We start from the raw sequence: 16,323 nt of genomic DNA, 5'->3' as shown, positions 1-16,323 counted from the left end.
TAACGCAATAATAATAGGGTGGGAGCCGCGTTCGCGGGTTCAAGGCGTCGGCTGTATAACCTCAAGAAGCGCTTTCGTCACCCTTCGGAGCGGTTCAACATTGGTTTTCCTCGCGGACGCGAAGCGGCGATGCCCGCCACGAGGTCCGTGATATGGCCGATTGCCGAGGTGCCGAGAGCCGGACGCTCCTTTTTGGCTTTGTCGTTGCGTGCCGCAGGTGAAACCGCGTTGGCAAAGCCAAGCTTCGCCGCCTCCTTCAGTCGCGCCTGTTCCTGCGCGACGGGGCGGATGGCTCCAGAGAGGCCCATTTCGCCGAAATAGACCGTATCGGGCGGCAGCGGCGCGCCCGAGAGGGACGAGACGAGGGCGGCGGCGGCGGCGAGATCGGCGGCGGGCTCGGTGATGCGCAGACCGCCCGCGACGTTCAGGTAGACGTCGTGCATGCCTAGCCGAAGGCCGCCATGGGCCTCCAGAACGGCGAGCACCATGGAAAGCCGGTTCTGATCCCAGCCGACCACGGCGCGGCGGGGATTGCCGAGCGAGGTCGGGGCGACCAGCGCCTGGATTTCGACCAGAAGCGGGCGCGTGCCTTCCATTCCCGCGAACACGGCGGTGCCGGGGGTCGCAAGATCGCGTCCGGCGAGGAAGAGCTCGGAGGGATTGGGGACTTCGCGCAGGCCCTGATCCGACATCTCGAACACGCCGATCTCGTCGGTGGGGCCGAAGCGGTTTTTTACCGCGCGCAAGATGCGGAAATGGTGGCCGGTATCGCCCTCGAACGACACGACCGCATCCACCATGTGCTCGACCACGCGGGGCCCGGCGATTTGGCCGTCCTTGGTGACGTGTCCGACGAGGATCACTGCCGTGCCGGTGGTCTTTGCGAAGCGGATCAGCGCCTGCGCGCTGCCGCGCACCTGGGTGACGGTGCCGGGGGCGGATTCCACCGTCTCAGTCCACATGGTCTGGATCGAATCGATGATCGCGAGTGCGGGCGGACGGCCTTGGGTCAGGGTTGCGACGATGTCCTCGACATTGGTCTCGGAGGCGAGTTCGACTGGAGCCTGCCCCAGGCCCAGCCGCTCGGCGCGCAGGCGCACCTGCGCGACCGCCTCCTCGCCGGAGATGTAGGCGACGCGATGGCCTTGTTTCGCCAAGGCGGCGGAGGCCTGCATCAGCAACGTCGATTTGCCGATGCCGGGATCGCCACCGAGCAGAATTACCGAGCCGTGGACGAAGCCACCGCCGGTCACGCGGTCGAGTTCGTCTATGCCTGACGGCGTGCGCGGTGCTTCCTTGGCCTCGCCGGAGAGGCCCTCAAGCGGGAAGATCCGTCCCTTGGCGCGCGAGGGCCGCGTGGCGACGGGGCCGACCATCGGATTCGCGGAGCCGGTTTCTTCGACAATGGAATTCCATCCGCCGCAGGCTTCGCACTTGCCCTTCCAGCGGTTGTAGACTGCACCGCAGCTCTGGCAGGCGAAGGAGGCTTGCCGCTTCGCCATCAGATCTCCGTCTCGCGGTGGGTGCGGGCGTAGCGGCGGCCAAGATTGGTGAGGATCTCGTAGCCGATGGTGCCGGCACGACGGCCCACCTCGTCGACGGTCAAATCGCCGCCGATCAGCGTCACAAGATCGCCGCGCTTCACCTCGTTTTCCGGTACGTCCGTGACATCGACGATGATGAGGTCCATCGAGACCGTTCCGGCAAACGGGCAGGGCCGTCCGGCGACGATGGCCATTCCGCGTTCGCTGATTTCGCCGCTCGCGCCGATTCCGCTCGACGGTCGCGGATAGCCGTCCGCATAGCCGATCGAGAGGGTGGCGAGGCGGCGCTTGGTTTGCGCTGTCCAGCGCCAGTTGTAGCCGACCCCATCGCCAGCATCGACCGTCCGCAACTGGATGATGCGGCTCTGCAGGCCGACGACGGGGCGCATGGGATTGTTCCGGTCAGGTGTCGGGTTGCCGCCATAAAGCGCATAGCCCGGCCGCACCAGATCGAAATGCGGTTTCTCTTCTCTCAGGATGCCGGACGAGTTGGCAAGCGAGCCGGGAATGCCGGGGAACGCTTCCCGGATGGCCGAGAAGGCCGCGATCTGGCGTTGGTTGAGCGGATTGTCACGCTCCTCGGCGCTGGCGAAATGGCTCATCAGCAGCGCCGGCTCGAAATCGGCAAGGCGCGGATCACCCTTCAGCGCGAGGCCTTGGGGCACCGTGAGCCCGAGACGGTTCATGCCCGTGTCGAAATGAACCGCCGCCTTGAGCCGCCGGCCTTCAGCGCGGCAGAACGCGGCCCATTCGTCGATCTCCTCACGGGAACCAAGAACAGGGCGGAGGTCGAACTCCGCATAAACGTCAGCCGTGCCCGGCGGCAGGCCGTTGAGGATGTAGATCGTCGCCTCGGGTGCCACGGCGCGGGCGCGGATCGCTTCGCTCAAATGGGCAACGAAGAACGTGCGGCACCCGGCTCGATGAAGCGCGGGGACTGTTGTCTCGATTCCGGTGCCGTAGGCATCCGCCTTGACCACAGCCGCGGCTTCCGCGCCGCCCGCACGGTCGCGTAAGAGGCGCCAGTTCGAGACGAGCGCGCCAAGATCGATATGGAGAAGGGAGCCGGCTTCGGAACCGGCAATGAAACGGGCCTGTGAGGCTTTCATGATGTGGTTCAATCGCCCATCCGTTCAGGAAGTTTGTCTTCGTCCGCGAGGTCGGTGAAGCGGGTGATGTCGGCCTGGAATGCGAGCTGGACGGTGCCGGTGGGACCGTGACGCTGCTTGCCGATGATGACCTCCGCCTTGCCGTGGACCTGGTCCATTTCCGCCTGCCACTTGAAGTATTCCTCGGTGCCGGGTTTCGGCTCCTTGTTCTTCAAATAATACTCTTCACGATAAACGAACATGACAACGTCGGCGTCCTGCTCGATCGAGCCCGATTCACGCAGGTCGGAGAGCTGGGGCCGCTTGTCATCGCGCGATTCCACCTGACGCGAGAGCTGGGAGAGGGCGATGAGGGGCACCGCAAGCTCCTTGGCCAGCGCCTTCAGGCCGGTGGTGATCTCGGTCAATTCCTGCACGCGGTTCTCGCCCTTCTTGGACGAGCCGGAGAGGAGCTGCAGGTAGTCGACGATCAGAATGTCGAGGCCGCGCTGCCGCTTGAGGCGCCGCGCGCGCGCCGCGAGCTGCGCGATCGAGATGCCGCCGGTCTGGTCGATATAGAACGGGATCGACTGCATCTCGCGGGCGGCTTCGGTGATCTTGTAGAAATCGTCCTCCCGCATGTCGCCGCGGCGGATCTTGTAGGAGGGCACGCCCGATTGCTCGGCGATGATACGGGTCGCCAATTGTTCGGCCGACATTTCGAGCGAGAAGAAGCCGACGATGCCGCCGTTGACGGTCTTCATGCTGCCGTCTTGCTGCTTCTCGGCCTTGTAGGCCTTGGCGATGTTGAAGGCGATGTTGGTGACGAGCGAGGTTTTACCCATAGCCGGACGGCCTGCGAGAATCACAAGGTCGGAGGCCTGAAGGCCGCCCAGCGACCGGTCGAGGTCCACGAGGCCGCTGGAAACGCCGGAGAGCTGGCCCTCGCGCTTGTAGGCGGCGGCGGCCATGTCGATCGCGTTGGTCAGGGCGTCCGAGAAACGCTGGAAGCCGCCGTCATAGCGGCCCGTTTCAGCCAGTTCGTAGAGACGGCGCTCGGCCTCTTCGATCTGGTCGCGCGGCGAGGTCTCGACCGGCGCGTCATAGGCGACGTTCACCAACTCCTCGCCGATGCCGATGAGGTTGCGGCGAATGGCGAGGTCATAGACCGTGCGGCCGTAATCCTCGGCATTGATGACGGTGGTCGCTTCCGCCGCGAGGCGGGCGAGGTACTGCGAGACGGTGAGGCCGCCGAGGTCCTGATCGCCTAAGAAGGTCTTCATGGTGATCGGCGTCGCGACCTTGCCCGCCTTGATGAGGCTCGTCGCCACCTCGTAGATGCGCCGGTGCAGGTCCTCGAAGAAATGACCGGCCTCAAGGAAGTCGGAGACCCGGTAGTAGGCGTCGTTATTGACGAGAATCGCGCCCAAAAGCGCCTGTTCGGCGTCGATATTGCTGGGGGCGGCGCGGAATTGCGGCTCGGCCGCTTCGAGACGGGCGATCAGGGCATTGGCTGTGGCCATCTGGCGCTCCGGAAACGAGAGAAAAGGGACGGACCTCATAACCAGATTCGGCGGGACAAAGGTTGCTCGCCGGCCACAGGCGCGGACTCGTGCGAGAACGGCCGAGCTTGTCCTCGTTGTCCTCGATACTCACACCATGCCGCGCTCCGAAGGAAAGCCGGCTTGACTCTTCAATGCACCCTCAAACCCAACGAAAAAGCGCTCCCCACCGAATCGGCAGAGAGCGCTAATTTAGAACGAAGCAAGAACTAGAACAAGCGGTCCAGCTTAGAGCTCGACGTCGCCGGCTTCGGCGAGAGCCGCGCCGACTTCGAGACCGAGGTCGGCGAGGTTGGTCTCTTCGCGGGTCGTGACCGACTCGCCGCGAGCCTGACGCTCGGCTTCCTCAGGGCTGCGGGCGATGTTGATCGTGATCTCAACCTCGACCTCCGGGTGGAGGGTGACCGGAACCGAGTGAAGGCCCAGGGTCTTGATCGGGGTGTGGAGAACGACCTGATCGCGGCTGACCGAGAAGCCGTCCTTGGTGACGATCTCAGCGAGGTCGCGGGTCGAGACCGAACCGTAGAGCACGCCGGTTTCGCCAGCCTGGCGGATGATGGTGAAGCTCTTGCCGTTCAGCTTCTCGCCGACGGCTTCCGCGTCCTTGCGGCGCTCGAGATTGCGGGCCTCAAGCTGGGCGCGCTGATTCTCGAAGTGCTCCTTGTTCGCCTTGGTGGCGCGCAGCGCCTTGCCGCGGGGGAGCAGGAAATTGCGGGCGTAACCATTGCGAACCTTAACGGTTTCGCCCATCTGGCCGAGCTTGGCGACGCGCTCGAGAAGGATCACTTCCATCGGTTTTCTCCTTTGACGTTTGTGATCAGATTGAAAGGGTTGGAGGCTGCTTCGGGCCCGGCTTGCCTGATCCGAAGCGATTACGGAGACCGAACACCGTGTCGGCCAAGCCGAACAGGGACAGGACGAGGAAGAGAACGCCCTGGGTCATGAAGATGAGCACATAAAGGCCAAACAGCAGGACAAAGCGTCCCGGCTTGCCCCGGGTCCTGTCGTGGATCGCCGCGAGCCCCTGGAGGGCGAACGCCATGAAGAGGGCTCCGGCCAGCGCAAGGCCGAGCATCCCGATGAAGCCGCCTAGACTGGCCAGGACGATGGCGGCGACCAGGACGAGGCTCATGGTGCGCGGCATCATGAGTTCGCAGACATTCGGCCAGGGACGCGGCAGACGCTTCGAAGCCGATACGATCTTGGCGGCCGCCCAGAGATAGAGCGCCAGAACGAACGTGAATCCTTGAGTCGACAAGAACGGCGTCAGCACCGCGATGAGGTCGATCAGTTCGCTGCGCAGTTCCGGGTCGAGGCTGTTCGGGCCACTCGACGAGAATTGCAGGTTGACGAAAGTCTCGGCCGTTCTCCGTGCGGATTGATGGAAGGCATCGAAATTGCCGCCCGTGGAAATGAGCGACGCCGCGACGATGGTCAGAGCCGCCGTGGCCGCGATCCAGGCCAGCAATCGCCCAAGCGGATACCACTCGATGACGCCGTTCGCGTCCTGGCGTCCCAGGAGGGCGAGATAAGCCAGCCACCAGGCGGGCAGGGCGGTGATGATGACAAAGCCGAGTCCGCTCATCGGGGACAGGAACGCGGCAATCGCCAGTCCCCCGACCACAGCGGCAACGAGGCCGGAGCGATGGTTCCAGCCGAGCGAGACGATCAGGACGGGAATGGGGGCGAGCAGATACAAAAGGCCTGCCAGCAGCGTCGCCTTGACGATCACCGCCGTGAGAAGGGCCGAAACGAGGCCCGCGCCTATGCCTGCAACAAGAAAATTCATGGTCTCGCTGTCCCGCTGCTCTTCGCAGGGTTAGGGGCCGCTGCCCCAACTGACCCGATGGATTTTCACCGTCGGGCGACGTTTCGTTTGTTCATCCCGATCCCTCAATCCTGAGGAGGACCGCAGGTCCGTCTCGAAGGAGGGTCCGGAGGGAACTGGAACCGCCATCCTCGTCCTTCGAGACGCCGCCGATGGCGGCTCCTCAGGATGAGGATGGCTGATCGTTCAGCCAGCCAATCGTCAGATCGGCTGGCTTGTTTTTCTTAGCGGATCACGTAGGGCAGCAGGCCCATGAAGCGGGCGCGCTTGATCGCCTGGGCGAGTTCACGCTGCTTCTTGGCCGACACGGCCGTGATGCGCGAGGGCACGATCTTGCCGCGCTCGGAAATGTAGCGCGAAAGGAGCTTCGTGTCCTTGTAGTCGATCTTCGGAGCGTTGGGGCCCGAGAACGGGCAGGTCTTGCGCCGACGGAAGAAAGGACGACGGCCACCACCGCCGCCACCAGCACCGAATGCCATGATTAAGCCTCCTCGCCTTCGTTAGACCCGAAACCGACGCCATCGCCGTCACGCTCGCGGCGTTCACGGTCCTTGCGCTCGTCACGGTCGCGCTTCTGCATCATCACAGACGGCTCCGACTCGAGTTCTTCGACGCGGATGGTCATGAAGCGCAGGATGTCTTCGCTGATGCGCATCTGACGCTCCATCTCGGCAACCGCCGGAGCGGGAGCATCGAGGTTGAAGAGGGTGAAGTGCGCCTTGCGGTTCTTCTTGATGCGGTAGGCGAGGGACTTCACGCCCCACATTTCGGTCTTCTCGACCTTGCCACCGTTCTGCTCGATGACGGACTTGTAGGTCTCGACCATCGCTTCGACCTGCTGGGACGTGACGTCCTGGCGAGCCAAAAAGATATGCTCGTAGAGAGGCATAGTGGGCCTTTCTCAGGTTTGAGTTCAAGCCTTGGCACTGTTTTTGAGTGTCTTGGCCGGTTTCGCGCGTCCGATCGGCGCCAAGCCCTTCGAGCCTGCAAGGCCCGAGCGGTTGTCGAAGGCGGAGACACCGGACGACGGGTCTTCAAAAGACCCTGCATGGAAACCATACCGCCCGTTCAGCCCCCGGCCGGAGCGAACGCGAAGCGGTGGCTATAGTCGGTTTGTCGAGGAAATGCAAACCGGCGCAATGCGATGAATAGCAAGGCGGCTTCCAGGGGGAAATCTCGTCTCAAAGCTCGGCACTGGAAGCGGCAACATTGTGTCTTTATGCTCGCGATAGACGAAGAATACGGGCGATTCAGCTTAAGGGAAACCGATGGATTTCACATCTTTAGCAATCTTCACCGCAGCCTATGCGATCATGGTCGCCACTCCGGGCCCGGGGATCGCGGCCCTCGTGGCCCGCGTCCTGGGGCGCGGCACGAAGGGGGCTCCCGCATTCATTGCAGGCTATGTGATCGGGGATCTTTGTTGGTTCACCGGGGCCGCTCTTGGGCTTTCCGCGATTGCGAAAACCTTCGCCACCGCATTCCTCGTGATCAAATATATCGGCGCGGCCTACCTTCTTTATCTGGCCTACAAGATGTGGGCGACGCCAGTCGTTGTCGCGGCCAGGGACGAGGGCGAGGACGCGACCCCCAGGGAACTCTTCACGGCGAGCCTGACCCTGACACTCGGCAATCCGAAACCCATGGCCTTCTTCCTGGCGCTGCTGCCCACCGTGATCGATCTCGAGGTGCTGACGCCGCTTGCCTTTGCTGAGCTTGCAATCATCATCGCCGTCGTTCTGGCGATCAATCAGGCCCTCTACGTGATTTTGGCGGACCGGGCGCGTCGTTTCGTATCGGATGTCCGTGCGATGAGAATCGTAAACCGAATTTGCGATGGAGCCTTGGTTGGGGCTGCCGCTGCAGTGGTGCGGTAAGTGGTTGAACCCTATGGCTGCCCCCCTTGATCTCGCAGAAGGCGTACGAGGCTTTTTCCAAGCGGGTTCGGTTCGTCCGTCCTATGTCGATTTCGGCGGGTCGGATGAGGCCCCCATCCTCGTCGCCCTCCATGGCCATTTCGGATGCGCCCGGAACTTCGCGCCTCTGGCCGAAGCGATGCGGCCGCATTCCTGGCGGGTGTTGGCTCTCGACCAGCGCGGACATGGCTGGAGCGACCACCCGGAGACTTGTGGGCGCGTCGATTATGGTCGCGATGCGGAAGCATTCATTCTTCACATCGCGAAGGGCAGACCCGTGGTGCTGCTGGGGCATTCGCTCGGCGGCGTGAATGCCTATCAACTCGCCGCGCGCAGGGCTGATCTCGTCAAAGCTCTCATCATCGAAGACGTGGGAGCCCGCATCGACCCGCTTCCGGCTTTCGCTCTCGACTGCCGGAACGCTTTTCGTCGCTGTCCCAAGTGCTCGCGTTTATGGAATCGAGAAGCATCGGCGGTGACCGCCACTTCCTCGACAGTCTTTATGAAACCGAAAGCGGCTGGAAATTCAGGTTCGCGCCTGCCTGGATCGCCCGTTCCCTGAAGGCGGTGACGGGCGATTGGAGCGAGGATTGGTGCGCGACGACGTGCCCTTGCCTCTTGATGCATGGACTCAAGAGCTGGGCCGTCAGCACGACCGAGATCGACCGCATGGCCCAGATCAGGCCCGTGGTTACGAGAGTGGTCAAATTCGATTGCGGCCACACCATCCATGACGAAGCGACCACAGAGTTCGCCGATGAGGTCGCCTCATTCCTGTCCCAGTTTCGTTAGGTTGGCCTGTTCACGCCCCCCGTCCGTAAGCTGGGGCGGGCCGCCTCGCGATCCGGTTGTCGCGGCCCACCCCGTCAGATGATAAGGAAGTCGTGGTGGGTGAGGGCGAGGCCCTTCTTCACCTGGGCAAACAGGATCTTCGCCTGGCTTCCGGTGCCGTCGACGTCATAGTAAAGCGCGCCGGCGGTCTTGTCGTAGACGATCCGGTCATTTGAATCATGCGCGGCCTTGCCGGCGTAGAACGCTGAGGACGGCAGCGCGCCCGCTTTCGCGAACCGCGCAAAGATCAATTTGTCGAGGACGATGCGGTCTTCGCCGGGCTTGAAGTCCGTGATTGTGTCGACATTCGTGCTGGCGTTGAGCTTGGTGTCGAAGACGAACGAGTCGCGGCCCGGCCCACCCGACAGGATGTCGTTGCCAAGGCCGCCATGAAGTTCGTCGTTTCCGGCCTGGCCATACAGCACGTCATTGCCGGCGACGCCGAATATCTTGTCGTCTCCGTCTCCTGCGCGGGCAATATCGTTGCCCGACCCGAGAGCGATCACGTCATCGCCCTGGGACGCGAGCACAATATCAGCGCCGCGCGTGCCATTGATGGCATGCTTGGCCGGGGCCGGGACCACCTTGGTGTCGATGATGACATTGTAGGTCTGCGTTGCAGCAGGAGCTTTGCCGGACGCCGTTATCCTCACGGCGTAGACGCCATCGGCCTTGTAGGCGTGGTCGAGGCGTGCGTCGCCAAGAAACGCCGATGTGGTCGCCGCGCCATCGCCCCAGACGACGCTGACTTTCGCGGTGTCAGTCGCCTTGATGTTGAGCACGAGATCGCGCCCGATTCCGGCTGCCGCATTCAGTCCCAGTGCATGGGTGTCGATTAGTACGAGCTTGCTCCCGAGGGTGTCCCGGGCCGGGTCCACCTTCTCGACAGAAACGAAGCGACCGTCGTTCGAGATCTCCTTGACCATAAAGCCGACGGTGCTTCCGCTCGAGTACGGCGCTCCAAGGTCGAAGCTCGTCACCGCGCCGCTCGATCTGTCGGTCACGATCAGCGCGACATTTGCGCCGACAGCGACTTCCTTGGGCAGTGTGGCGACAAAGCGGCCATCGTTCGAGGCGGCTGCGTTGCCGGTGGCGGCCAGTTTGATGAGTTGCCCCGTCACGAGGTTCTTTTGGTAAAGCTCGGCGCTATCACCGAGGATCCTCTTGAAAATAACGGATCGGCCGTTCGCGGAAATGGCAAGGTCGGGGCCGATTTGTCCGGAGATGAACTCCTGGCCGTTCGAGTCCGTACTGGCGCGGACGACGGTTCCCGTGGTCATGTCCTTGCGAAACACATCATAGGCGTTGTTCCTGTCACCCGCGACAAGGTTCGACGCGTTGCTGCTGAAGACGACATAGCGCCCATCGTCCGAAATGGCCGTGCTGATAGCGCTGCCGTTGGCGCCCTGGCCCTTGGCCTGGCTCACGAGATCGAGCTTGCCGCTGACGAGATCCTTCCGGAATACGTCCGTGACGCCGTCCTTGTCCACCGTGCTGAGATTGCTCGCCGCGCTTGTGAAGACCACATAGCGCCCGTCGGCGGAGATGCTGGCGTTGAGACTGTTGCTATCGGCCTGGACGCCGTTCGCAGTCGTCGACGCCCGCACGATGGTCCCGGTCACGAAATCCTTCCGGAACACGTCAACGCGGCTGTTGGTGTCGCCTGAGACCAGATTCTTCGCGCTGCTCGTATAGACCGCGTAGCGGCCATCGGCCGACAGCTTGGATTCGGTACTGGGTCCGTTGCCGATCACGCCAGAGGAGGTTTGGGATGCCAGGACCTTCTGACCGGAGAGGAGGTCCATGCGGACAATATCGGCGTTTTCAATCCGGCCGTATATCCCGACCGTCCCGCCGATCGAGGTATAGGTGAGATATCGGCCGTTATCAGACAGCGACGGGAAAAGTAAATTTGCCGAGATCGAGCGCGCCGAATTTGTAAACGCCCATGTTCCGAGCTCGATATTTGAAAACTTCGCCATCAAAAATGTCCCAATTTCCCGATTTCGCGGAATTCTTACCGAATGGAATAAAGTGACATGGATATTACTTAATAGTGAATCGTCCGTCTGTTCGGCGGTTCCGCTTCAACCTCGAAGGGCCAGCGGCACAGCCGCTCTCGCTCATGGGCACTTGCTCTTGCCGCTGCAGGGCTAGTAGACATTTCCCAGTCCTAGGAGCCACCGAATGGCCATTCTTCCTCTCCGCCTTGGCGTCAATATCGACCACGTCGCGACCGTGCGTAACGCGCGGGGCGGGCCGCACCCGGACCCGATCCGAGCCGCGCATCTGGCGGTTTTGGCCGGCGCGGACGGCATCACGGCGCACTTGCGCGAGGACCGGCGGCATATCCGGGATCAGGATATGGAGCGTCTCAAGCGGCAGCTCTTCGTGCCGCTGAATTTCGAGATGGCGGCGACATCGGAGATGATTGGGCTCGCGACCGCCTTGCGCCCGCATGCCTCCTGCCTCGTGCCGGAGAAGCGCGAGGAGCGTACGACCGAGGGCGGACTCGACATCATCGGCGGACACGCCCATTTGCGTCCGGCGATCCAGGAACTGAAGGGGGCGGGCATCCGCGTGTCCCTTTTTGTCGAGCCTGAGGTGGAGGTCATGGAAGCGGCGCGCGATCTCGGCGCGCCGGTGGTGGAGCTGCATACGGGCACCTATTGCGAGGCCGTCGCTGAAGGTGATCAGGCCCGCATCGACCACGAATTGGAGCGCCTGCGCCGCGCCGCCGCCCACGGAGGCGGCATCGGCCTTGAAATCCACGCCGGACACGGCCTTGCCCTCGACTCGGTTCGTCCTGTCGCTGCCATTCCGCAGATCGCCGAGTTGAATATCGGCCATTTCCTGATTGGCGAGGCCATCTTCATGGGGCTCGACGAGGCCGTTCGCGCCATGCGGGCCGCCATGGACGAGGGGCGGGCACAGATCGTCTAGGTGCTGCCGCTAACGCCGAGCGAGGACGCGTCATGATCATCGGCATCGGGTCGGACCTGTGTGACATCCGCCGCATCGAAAGGTCGATCGAACGCTTTGGGGACCGGTTCACCCACCGCATCTTCACCGAGGGCGAGCGCGCGCGAAGCGATCGCCGGGCCGCTCGTGCCCCGTCCTATGCCCGCCGCTTTGCCGCCAAGGAAGCGTGTTCGAAGGCCCTGGGCACCGGCCTGAGCCACGGGGTGTTCTGGCGCGACATGGAGGTGATCAATCTCCCGAGCGGCAAGCCCACGATGCGCTTGAGCGGGGGGGCCCTGGAGCGACTGCAAGCCTTGATGCCCCAGGGTCACGAAGCCGTGATCCATGTCTCCCTCACGGACGATCCGCCGCTGGCGCAGGCCTTCGTTATCATCGAGGCCCTCCCCATAAAGTAACCAGGCCGCGTTGCGGCCAGCCTCGCCTTGGGCTAGACCCCCCACGACGACTTGAGACGGCGGCAGGCCATCATATTCCTCAAGCATGGATCGATTACGTGAACGAAAACGCCAAGAAATACGAAGGCGATAACGTCAAGAAGGAGGAAAGCGGCCTCTGGGAGACCATCAAGGTCATCCTCCAGGCGCTTTTGATCGCCGTCGTCGTCCGCACAATCCTGTTCCAGCCCTTCAATATTCCCTCGGGCTCCCTCATCCCGACCCTGTTGATCGGCGATTATCTGTTCGTCTCGAAATACTCCTATGGGTATTCGCGCTATTCGATCCCCTTTGGGCCGCCGCTGTTCTCCGGCCGCATCCTCGGTTCGGAGCCGAAGCGTGGCGACATTGCGGTGTTCAAGCTGCCCAAGGACAATTCGACGGATTACATAAAGCGCGTGGTCGGCCTGCCCGGCGACAAGATCCAGGTGGTCGGCGGCGTCCTGCAGATTAACGGCAAGCCGGTTCAGCGCGAGCGGGTTGAGGACTACAAGACCACCGATCTCTATGGCCGCACCATCGCCGTTCCCCAGTACAAGGAGACCTTCCCGGAAGGTACCACTCACTACGTGATCGAGCGCGATAACGACCGGGGCTATTGGGACAATACCAATGTCTACACGGTCAAGCCCGGTCATTATTTCATGATGGGCGACAATCGCGATAACTCGTCGGATTCGCGAGACGAGGCCAGTGTTGGCCAGGTGCCCGCGGAAAATCTCGTCGGTAGGGCGGAGATCATCTTCTTCTCCATCGACGAGGACGCGTCCCTGTGGCGTCCCTGGGAATGGCCGCAGCATATCCGTTGGAACCGCATGTTCGAACGGATCAAGTAACCCGTGGCCCGTCGCAAGCCCAACCCGGATGAATTGCTGGAAAAGCTCGGCTATCGCTTTGCGAGACCTGAGCTTCTCGATGAGGCGCTGACCCATGTCAGCGCCCCCGGCGCGGGCGGTCAAAGTTATCAGAGGCTTGAGTTTCTGGGTGACCGGGTCCTTGGCCTCGCCATCGCCGACATGCTTTACGGAGAGTTTCCCGGCGCGCCGGAGGGCGAACTATCCCGGCGTCTGGCGGAACTCGTGCGCCGCGAAACCTGCGCCGAGATCGCGATTGCTTGGGATGTCGGACCTTACGTGAAGCTCGGCGCCGGTGAGGCCCATGCGGGGGAGCGTCGGAACCAGACCATCCTGGCGGATGTCTGCGAGTCCATCATAGGGGCGGTCTTCCTCGACGGTGGCTATGAGGCCGCCAAGGGCCTGATCGGCCGGTCCTTCAAAGAGCTTCTGAATGCCCCCCGTCGCGCGCTTCGCGACCCGAAGAGCGCGTTGCAGGAATGGGCGCAGGGGCGAGGGCTGCCGACACCGACCTATGCCGTGGTCGAGCAGACCGGGCCCGATCACGCGCCGCGATTCCGGATCGTGGTGAAGGTGAAGGGCACGGAAAACGAATTCGGAAACGGCACATCGAAGCGCATTGCGGAACAGGCAGCCGCGCGAAGCCTTCTCTTGCGTGAGGGCGTCTGGACGGAGGAAGAAAATGGCGTTGCCTGAACAAACCAAAACAAAGGCCGGCTTCGTCGCATTGATCGGCGCGCCCAACGCGGGCAAGTCGACGCTGCTCAATTCGCTCGTCGGCTCCAAGGTCTCCATCGTCTCCCGCAAGGTGCAGACGACGCGCGCGCTCGTGCGCGGCATCGCCATCGAGGGCGAGGCGCAGATCGTGTTCGTCGACACGCCGGGCATCTTCAAGCCGAAACGCCGCCTCGACCGGGCGATGGTGACGTCCGCCTGGGGCGGCGCCGCCGATGCCGACGCGGTGGCTCTGCTGATCGACGCGCGAAAGGGCATCGACGAGGAGGCCGAGGCCATTCTTGACAGGCTGCCCGAGTTGAAGCGCCCTAAAATCCTGATCCTCAACAAGATCGACCTGATCGAGCGCTCGCGATTGCTTGAGCTGGCGGCGAAGCTGAACGAGAAGGTGCCGTTCGCGCACACTTTCATGATCTCCGCCTTAAAAGGCGATGGCATCGAGACCCTGAAGCGCCAACTCGCCGGCTTGATGCCGGAGGGACCCTGGCTCTATCCCGAAGACCAGATTTCCGACGCGCCGTTGCGCATGCTCGCGGCCGAAATCACCCGCGAGAAGATTTACGAGCGCCTGCACGAGGAACTGCCTTACCAGTCCACGGTCGAGACCGATCAGTGGCAGCAGCGGCCGGATGGCTCCATCCGTATCGAGCAGACCGTGTTCGTGGAGCGCGACAGCCAGCGCAAAATCGTGCTCGGCAAGGGCGGTCAGACCATCAAGGCCATCGGCCAGGCGGCGCGCAGGGAAATCACCGAGATTGCCGAAGCCCCGGTGCACCTCTTCATCTTCGTGAAGGTGCGCGAAAACTGGAGCGACGACCCCGAGCGCTATCGCGAAATGGGACTGGAATTCCCGCGCGGGTAAGTTTTCCTCGGTGACATGCCCGGCGCGCGAAGCGCGGGAAGGGGATCCACGACCGGATGCGGCGCTATGGATTCCCTTTCCCTCGAGCGGCATTCGCCGCCTCCGGCCGGGAATGACACTTTTGGCGTCCCGGCCATGACGTTGACGCGTTTTACCGCTGCTGCCCCTGAAGAAGCGGCGTGATCCTTCGGATCGTCACGCGACGGTTCCGGCGTTCGGGAGCTTGCGTGTTGATCTTCAGATATTGCTCGCCGTAGCCCTGCGTCGTCAGGTTTTCCGCAGGGATGCCGAAGCGCTGGGTCAGCACGGTCGCCACCGTCTCCGCGCGCCGATCCGACAGGCTGAGGTTGTCCTCGTCCGAGCCGACCGCATCGGTATAGCCCTCGATGAGGAAGATCTCGTTCGGGTTTTGCGTCAAAACGCGCTGGATCGCGGTGGCGATGCCGGTCAGGGCGCCGAATTGTTCGGGCGAGAGCGCCCACGAGCCTGAGTCGAAGGTGACCGTGTCCACATCGACGCGCCGGACACGCTCACGCAGCATCTGGCTCTGGCGGATTTCGTCGAGGCTGTAAGCCCGTGTGATCGGCATGACGGGCGGCGCGGAGAACGCCTCGTACAGATCATCCTGCGACGCGCCCTCGACATCGACGATGTAGCGCTCGCGCGGAATGGCGATGACGGGCGGCGGCAGTTCCATCACGTCGCGGGGCAGATAGCCATAGGGGAAGCGGGGACGACCCGGCATCTCGTTCTGAATCAGGATCACCTCGCGGCCGTAAGAGTCGCGCCGGATGCGGCGGATGAGATTGCCGTCGGCGTCCCGCTCTGTGAGGATTTCCTCGCCATTGGGCTGGCGGATGATCGTCACCTGATTGGCTCCGCGCTGCTGCACACGAAAATCCGCGCCGCCATAGCTGCGGCGGAACCGGTCTGTCTCGTCATGGCGGATGATGAGACGGTTGCCATCGCGAATGATGGTGCGGTCGCCCGGCTCCTGGATGATGACGCGACGCCCTCCGTCCTCGGCGCGTTCGCGCCGCTGCCGGCGCAGATCGTCGAGATTTCCACCGGGGAACATCCCTGGCATCACGCCGCCCGGGATAGGGGCGCCTGCTGCCGGTGGTTGGCGATATTGCCCCGGAGGCACAGGATATTCGCCCTGCGGCGGCATCTGCCCGCCACCTGCCGGTGGACGCTGATATTCACCGGGGCGCGTGGGGTGCGCGCCTTGCGGCGGCATTTGTCCGCCGGGGGCCGGGCCACCTGCCGGTGGACGCTGATATTCACCGGGGCGCGTGGGGTACGCGCCTTGCGGGGGCATTTGTCCGCCGGGGGCCGGGCCGCCTGCCGGCGGACGCTGATATTCACCGGGCTGCGAGGGATATGCTCCCTGCGGCGGTCGTTGAACGTCCGGTTGCTGAGGCTGCGGTGGTTGGCCGCCGGGTTGATACGGCTGTCCCGGCATGGGCGGACGTCCAGGCGCGGTTTCGATCGGCTGCTGAGCGCCGGGGAATGGCCGCGTCGGTTGCCCTGGAGCCGTCTGAGCAGCAGGGGGTGTTCGCGGAGCTTCCTGCGTGACCGGAGGAGCGGGCGGGCGCTGACCGGGTGATCCTGGCATGGGGCGGGGGCCGCCCGGAAGCGGTTGCGGCTCGAAAGGCCGCGCGGGCGTCCCCGGCGAAGGCGCAGC

The 16,323-nt window shown here is 63.3% G+C and carries 18 protein-coding genes; 9 read left to right on the top strand and 9 right to left on the bottom strand.

What is annotated here, in order from left to right; translation table 11 throughout:
- Positions 1-77: 77 nt before the first annotated feature.
- From radA to rpsF, 7 genes are all read right to left on the bottom strand, one after another.
- Complete coding sequence (gene radA / locus I2H38_RS11595) at positions 78-1,502, bottom strand: DNA repair protein RadA (RefSeq protein WP_196272026.1); 1,425 nt, start codon at positions 1,500-1,502, stop codon at positions 78-80.
- The gene (gene alr / locus I2H38_RS11590; RefSeq protein ID WP_196272025.1) at positions 1,502-2,653 is read right to left on the bottom strand and encodes an alanine racemase; all 1,152 of its coding nucleotides are present in this window, start codon (positions 2,651-2,653) and stop codon (positions 1,502-1,504) included. Before alr ends, radA begins: the two co-directional genes overlap by 1 nt.
- An 8-nt stretch (positions 2,654-2,661) precedes the next feature.
- Positions 2,662-4,155: a replicative DNA helicase gene (locus I2H38_RS11585; RefSeq protein WP_196272024.1), complete on the bottom strand. Its 1,494-nt coding sequence runs from the start codon at positions 4,153-4,155 to the stop codon at positions 2,662-2,664.
- A 267-nt stretch (positions 4,156-4,422) separates the two neighbouring features.
- A complete protein-coding gene (rplI, locus tag I2H38_RS11580; protein ID WP_196272023.1) occupies positions 4,423-4,986 on the bottom strand; it encodes a 50S ribosomal protein L9 in 564 nt (187 codons plus the stop codon).
- Between the two features lie 25 nt (positions 4,987-5,011).
- A complete protein-coding gene (locus I2H38_RS11575; RefSeq protein ID WP_196272022.1) occupies positions 5,012-5,983 on the bottom strand; it encodes a DUF2232 domain-containing protein in 972 nt (323 codons plus the stop codon).
- A gap of 263 nt (positions 5,984-6,246) precedes the next feature.
- A complete protein-coding gene (rpsR, locus tag I2H38_RS11570; RefSeq protein WP_196272021.1) occupies positions 6,247-6,501 on the bottom strand; it encodes a 30S ribosomal protein S18 in 255 nt (84 codons plus the stop codon).
- A gap of 2 nt (positions 6,502-6,503) precedes the next feature.
- The gene (rpsF, locus tag I2H38_RS11565) at positions 6,504-6,911 is read right to left on the bottom strand and encodes a 30S ribosomal protein S6 (protein ID WP_196272020.1); all 408 of its coding nucleotides are present in this window, start codon (positions 6,909-6,911) and stop codon (positions 6,504-6,506) included.
- A gap of 379 nt (positions 6,912-7,290) precedes the next feature.
- Between rpsF and I2H38_RS11560 the strand changes: the two genes are divergently transcribed.
- The 3 genes from I2H38_RS11560 to I2H38_RS11550 are packed head-to-tail and all read left to right on the top strand — an operon-like array spanning position 7,291 to position 8,730.
- Positions 7,291-7,899, top strand: a complete 609-nt coding sequence (locus I2H38_RS11560) for a LysE family translocator (protein WP_196272019.1) — start codon at positions 7,291-7,293, stop codon at positions 7,897-7,899.
- Positions 7,900-7,912: 13 nt separating this feature from the next.
- Entirely contained in the window at positions 7,913-8,500 is a 588-nt protein-coding gene (locus I2H38_RS11555; RefSeq protein ID WP_196272018.1) for an alpha/beta fold hydrolase, read from the top strand.
- A 59-nt stretch (positions 8,501-8,559) separates the two neighbouring features.
- Complete coding sequence (locus I2H38_RS11550; protein ID WP_196272017.1) at positions 8,560-8,730, top strand: hypothetical protein; 171 nt, start codon at positions 8,560-8,562, stop codon at positions 8,728-8,730.
- A gap of 74 nt (positions 8,731-8,804) precedes the next feature.
- Here the strand turns inward: I2H38_RS11550 and I2H38_RS21260 are convergent, their stop codons facing one another.
- Positions 8,805-10,751, bottom strand: coding sequence for a M10 family metallopeptidase C-terminal domain-containing protein (locus I2H38_RS21260; protein ID WP_196272016.1), 1,947 nt, complete (start codon positions 10,749-10,751; stop codon positions 8,805-8,807).
- A gap of 205 nt (positions 10,752-10,956) precedes the next feature.
- Here I2H38_RS21260 and I2H38_RS11540 point away from each other — a divergent pair, with 205 nt between their 5' ends.
- The 5 genes from I2H38_RS11540 (at position 10,957) to era (ending at position 14,636) form a co-directional block, all read left to right on the top strand.
- On the top strand, positions 10,957-11,712 hold the full coding sequence (locus I2H38_RS11540; protein ID WP_196272015.1) for a pyridoxine 5'-phosphate synthase: 756 nt from the start codon (positions 10,957-10,959) through the stop codon (positions 11,710-11,712).
- Positions 11,713-11,744: 32 nt separating this feature from the next.
- A complete protein-coding gene (gene acpS, locus I2H38_RS11535) occupies positions 11,745-12,146 on the top strand; it encodes a holo-ACP synthase (RefSeq protein WP_196272014.1) in 402 nt (133 codons plus the stop codon).
- A 98-nt stretch (positions 12,147-12,244) separates the two neighbouring features.
- The gene (lepB, locus tag I2H38_RS11530) at positions 12,245-13,021 is read left to right on the top strand and encodes a signal peptidase I (protein WP_324617384.1); all 777 of its coding nucleotides are present in this window, start codon (positions 12,245-12,247) and stop codon (positions 13,019-13,021) included.
- A 3-nt stretch (positions 13,022-13,024) separates the two neighbouring features.
- On the top strand, positions 13,025-13,735 hold the full coding sequence (gene rnc / locus I2H38_RS11525) for a ribonuclease III (RefSeq protein WP_196272013.1): 711 nt from the start codon (positions 13,025-13,027) through the stop codon (positions 13,733-13,735).
- Positions 13,722-14,636, top strand: a complete 915-nt coding sequence (gene era / locus I2H38_RS11520; RefSeq protein WP_196272012.1) for a GTPase Era — start codon at positions 13,722-13,724, stop codon at positions 14,634-14,636. Before rnc ends, era begins: the two co-directional genes overlap by 14 nt.
- A 151-nt stretch (positions 14,637-14,787) precedes the next feature.
- Here the strand turns inward: era and I2H38_RS20970 are convergent, their stop codons facing one another.
- Complete coding sequence (locus I2H38_RS20970; protein ID WP_229426679.1) at positions 14,788-15,714, bottom strand: OmpA family protein; 927 nt, start codon at positions 15,712-15,714, stop codon at positions 14,788-14,790.
- A gap of 41 nt (positions 15,715-15,755) precedes the next feature.
- On the opposite strand from I2H38_RS20970, the gene I2H38_RS21255 reads away from it, so the two are divergent.
- Positions 15,756-16,214, top strand: a complete 459-nt coding sequence (locus I2H38_RS21255) for a hypothetical protein (protein ID WP_267875962.1) — start codon at positions 15,756-15,758, stop codon at positions 16,212-16,214.
- Positions 16,215-16,323 lie beyond the last annotated feature (109 nt).

This window comes from Microvirga alba (assembly GCF_015694465.1).
GTDB classification, from domain to species: Bacteria; Pseudomonadota; Alphaproteobacteria; order Rhizobiales; family Beijerinckiaceae; genus Microvirga; species Microvirga alba.
The sequence above is the reverse complement of the archived record's forward strand: the minus strand, read 5'-3'. Positions and strand labels throughout refer to the sequence as shown.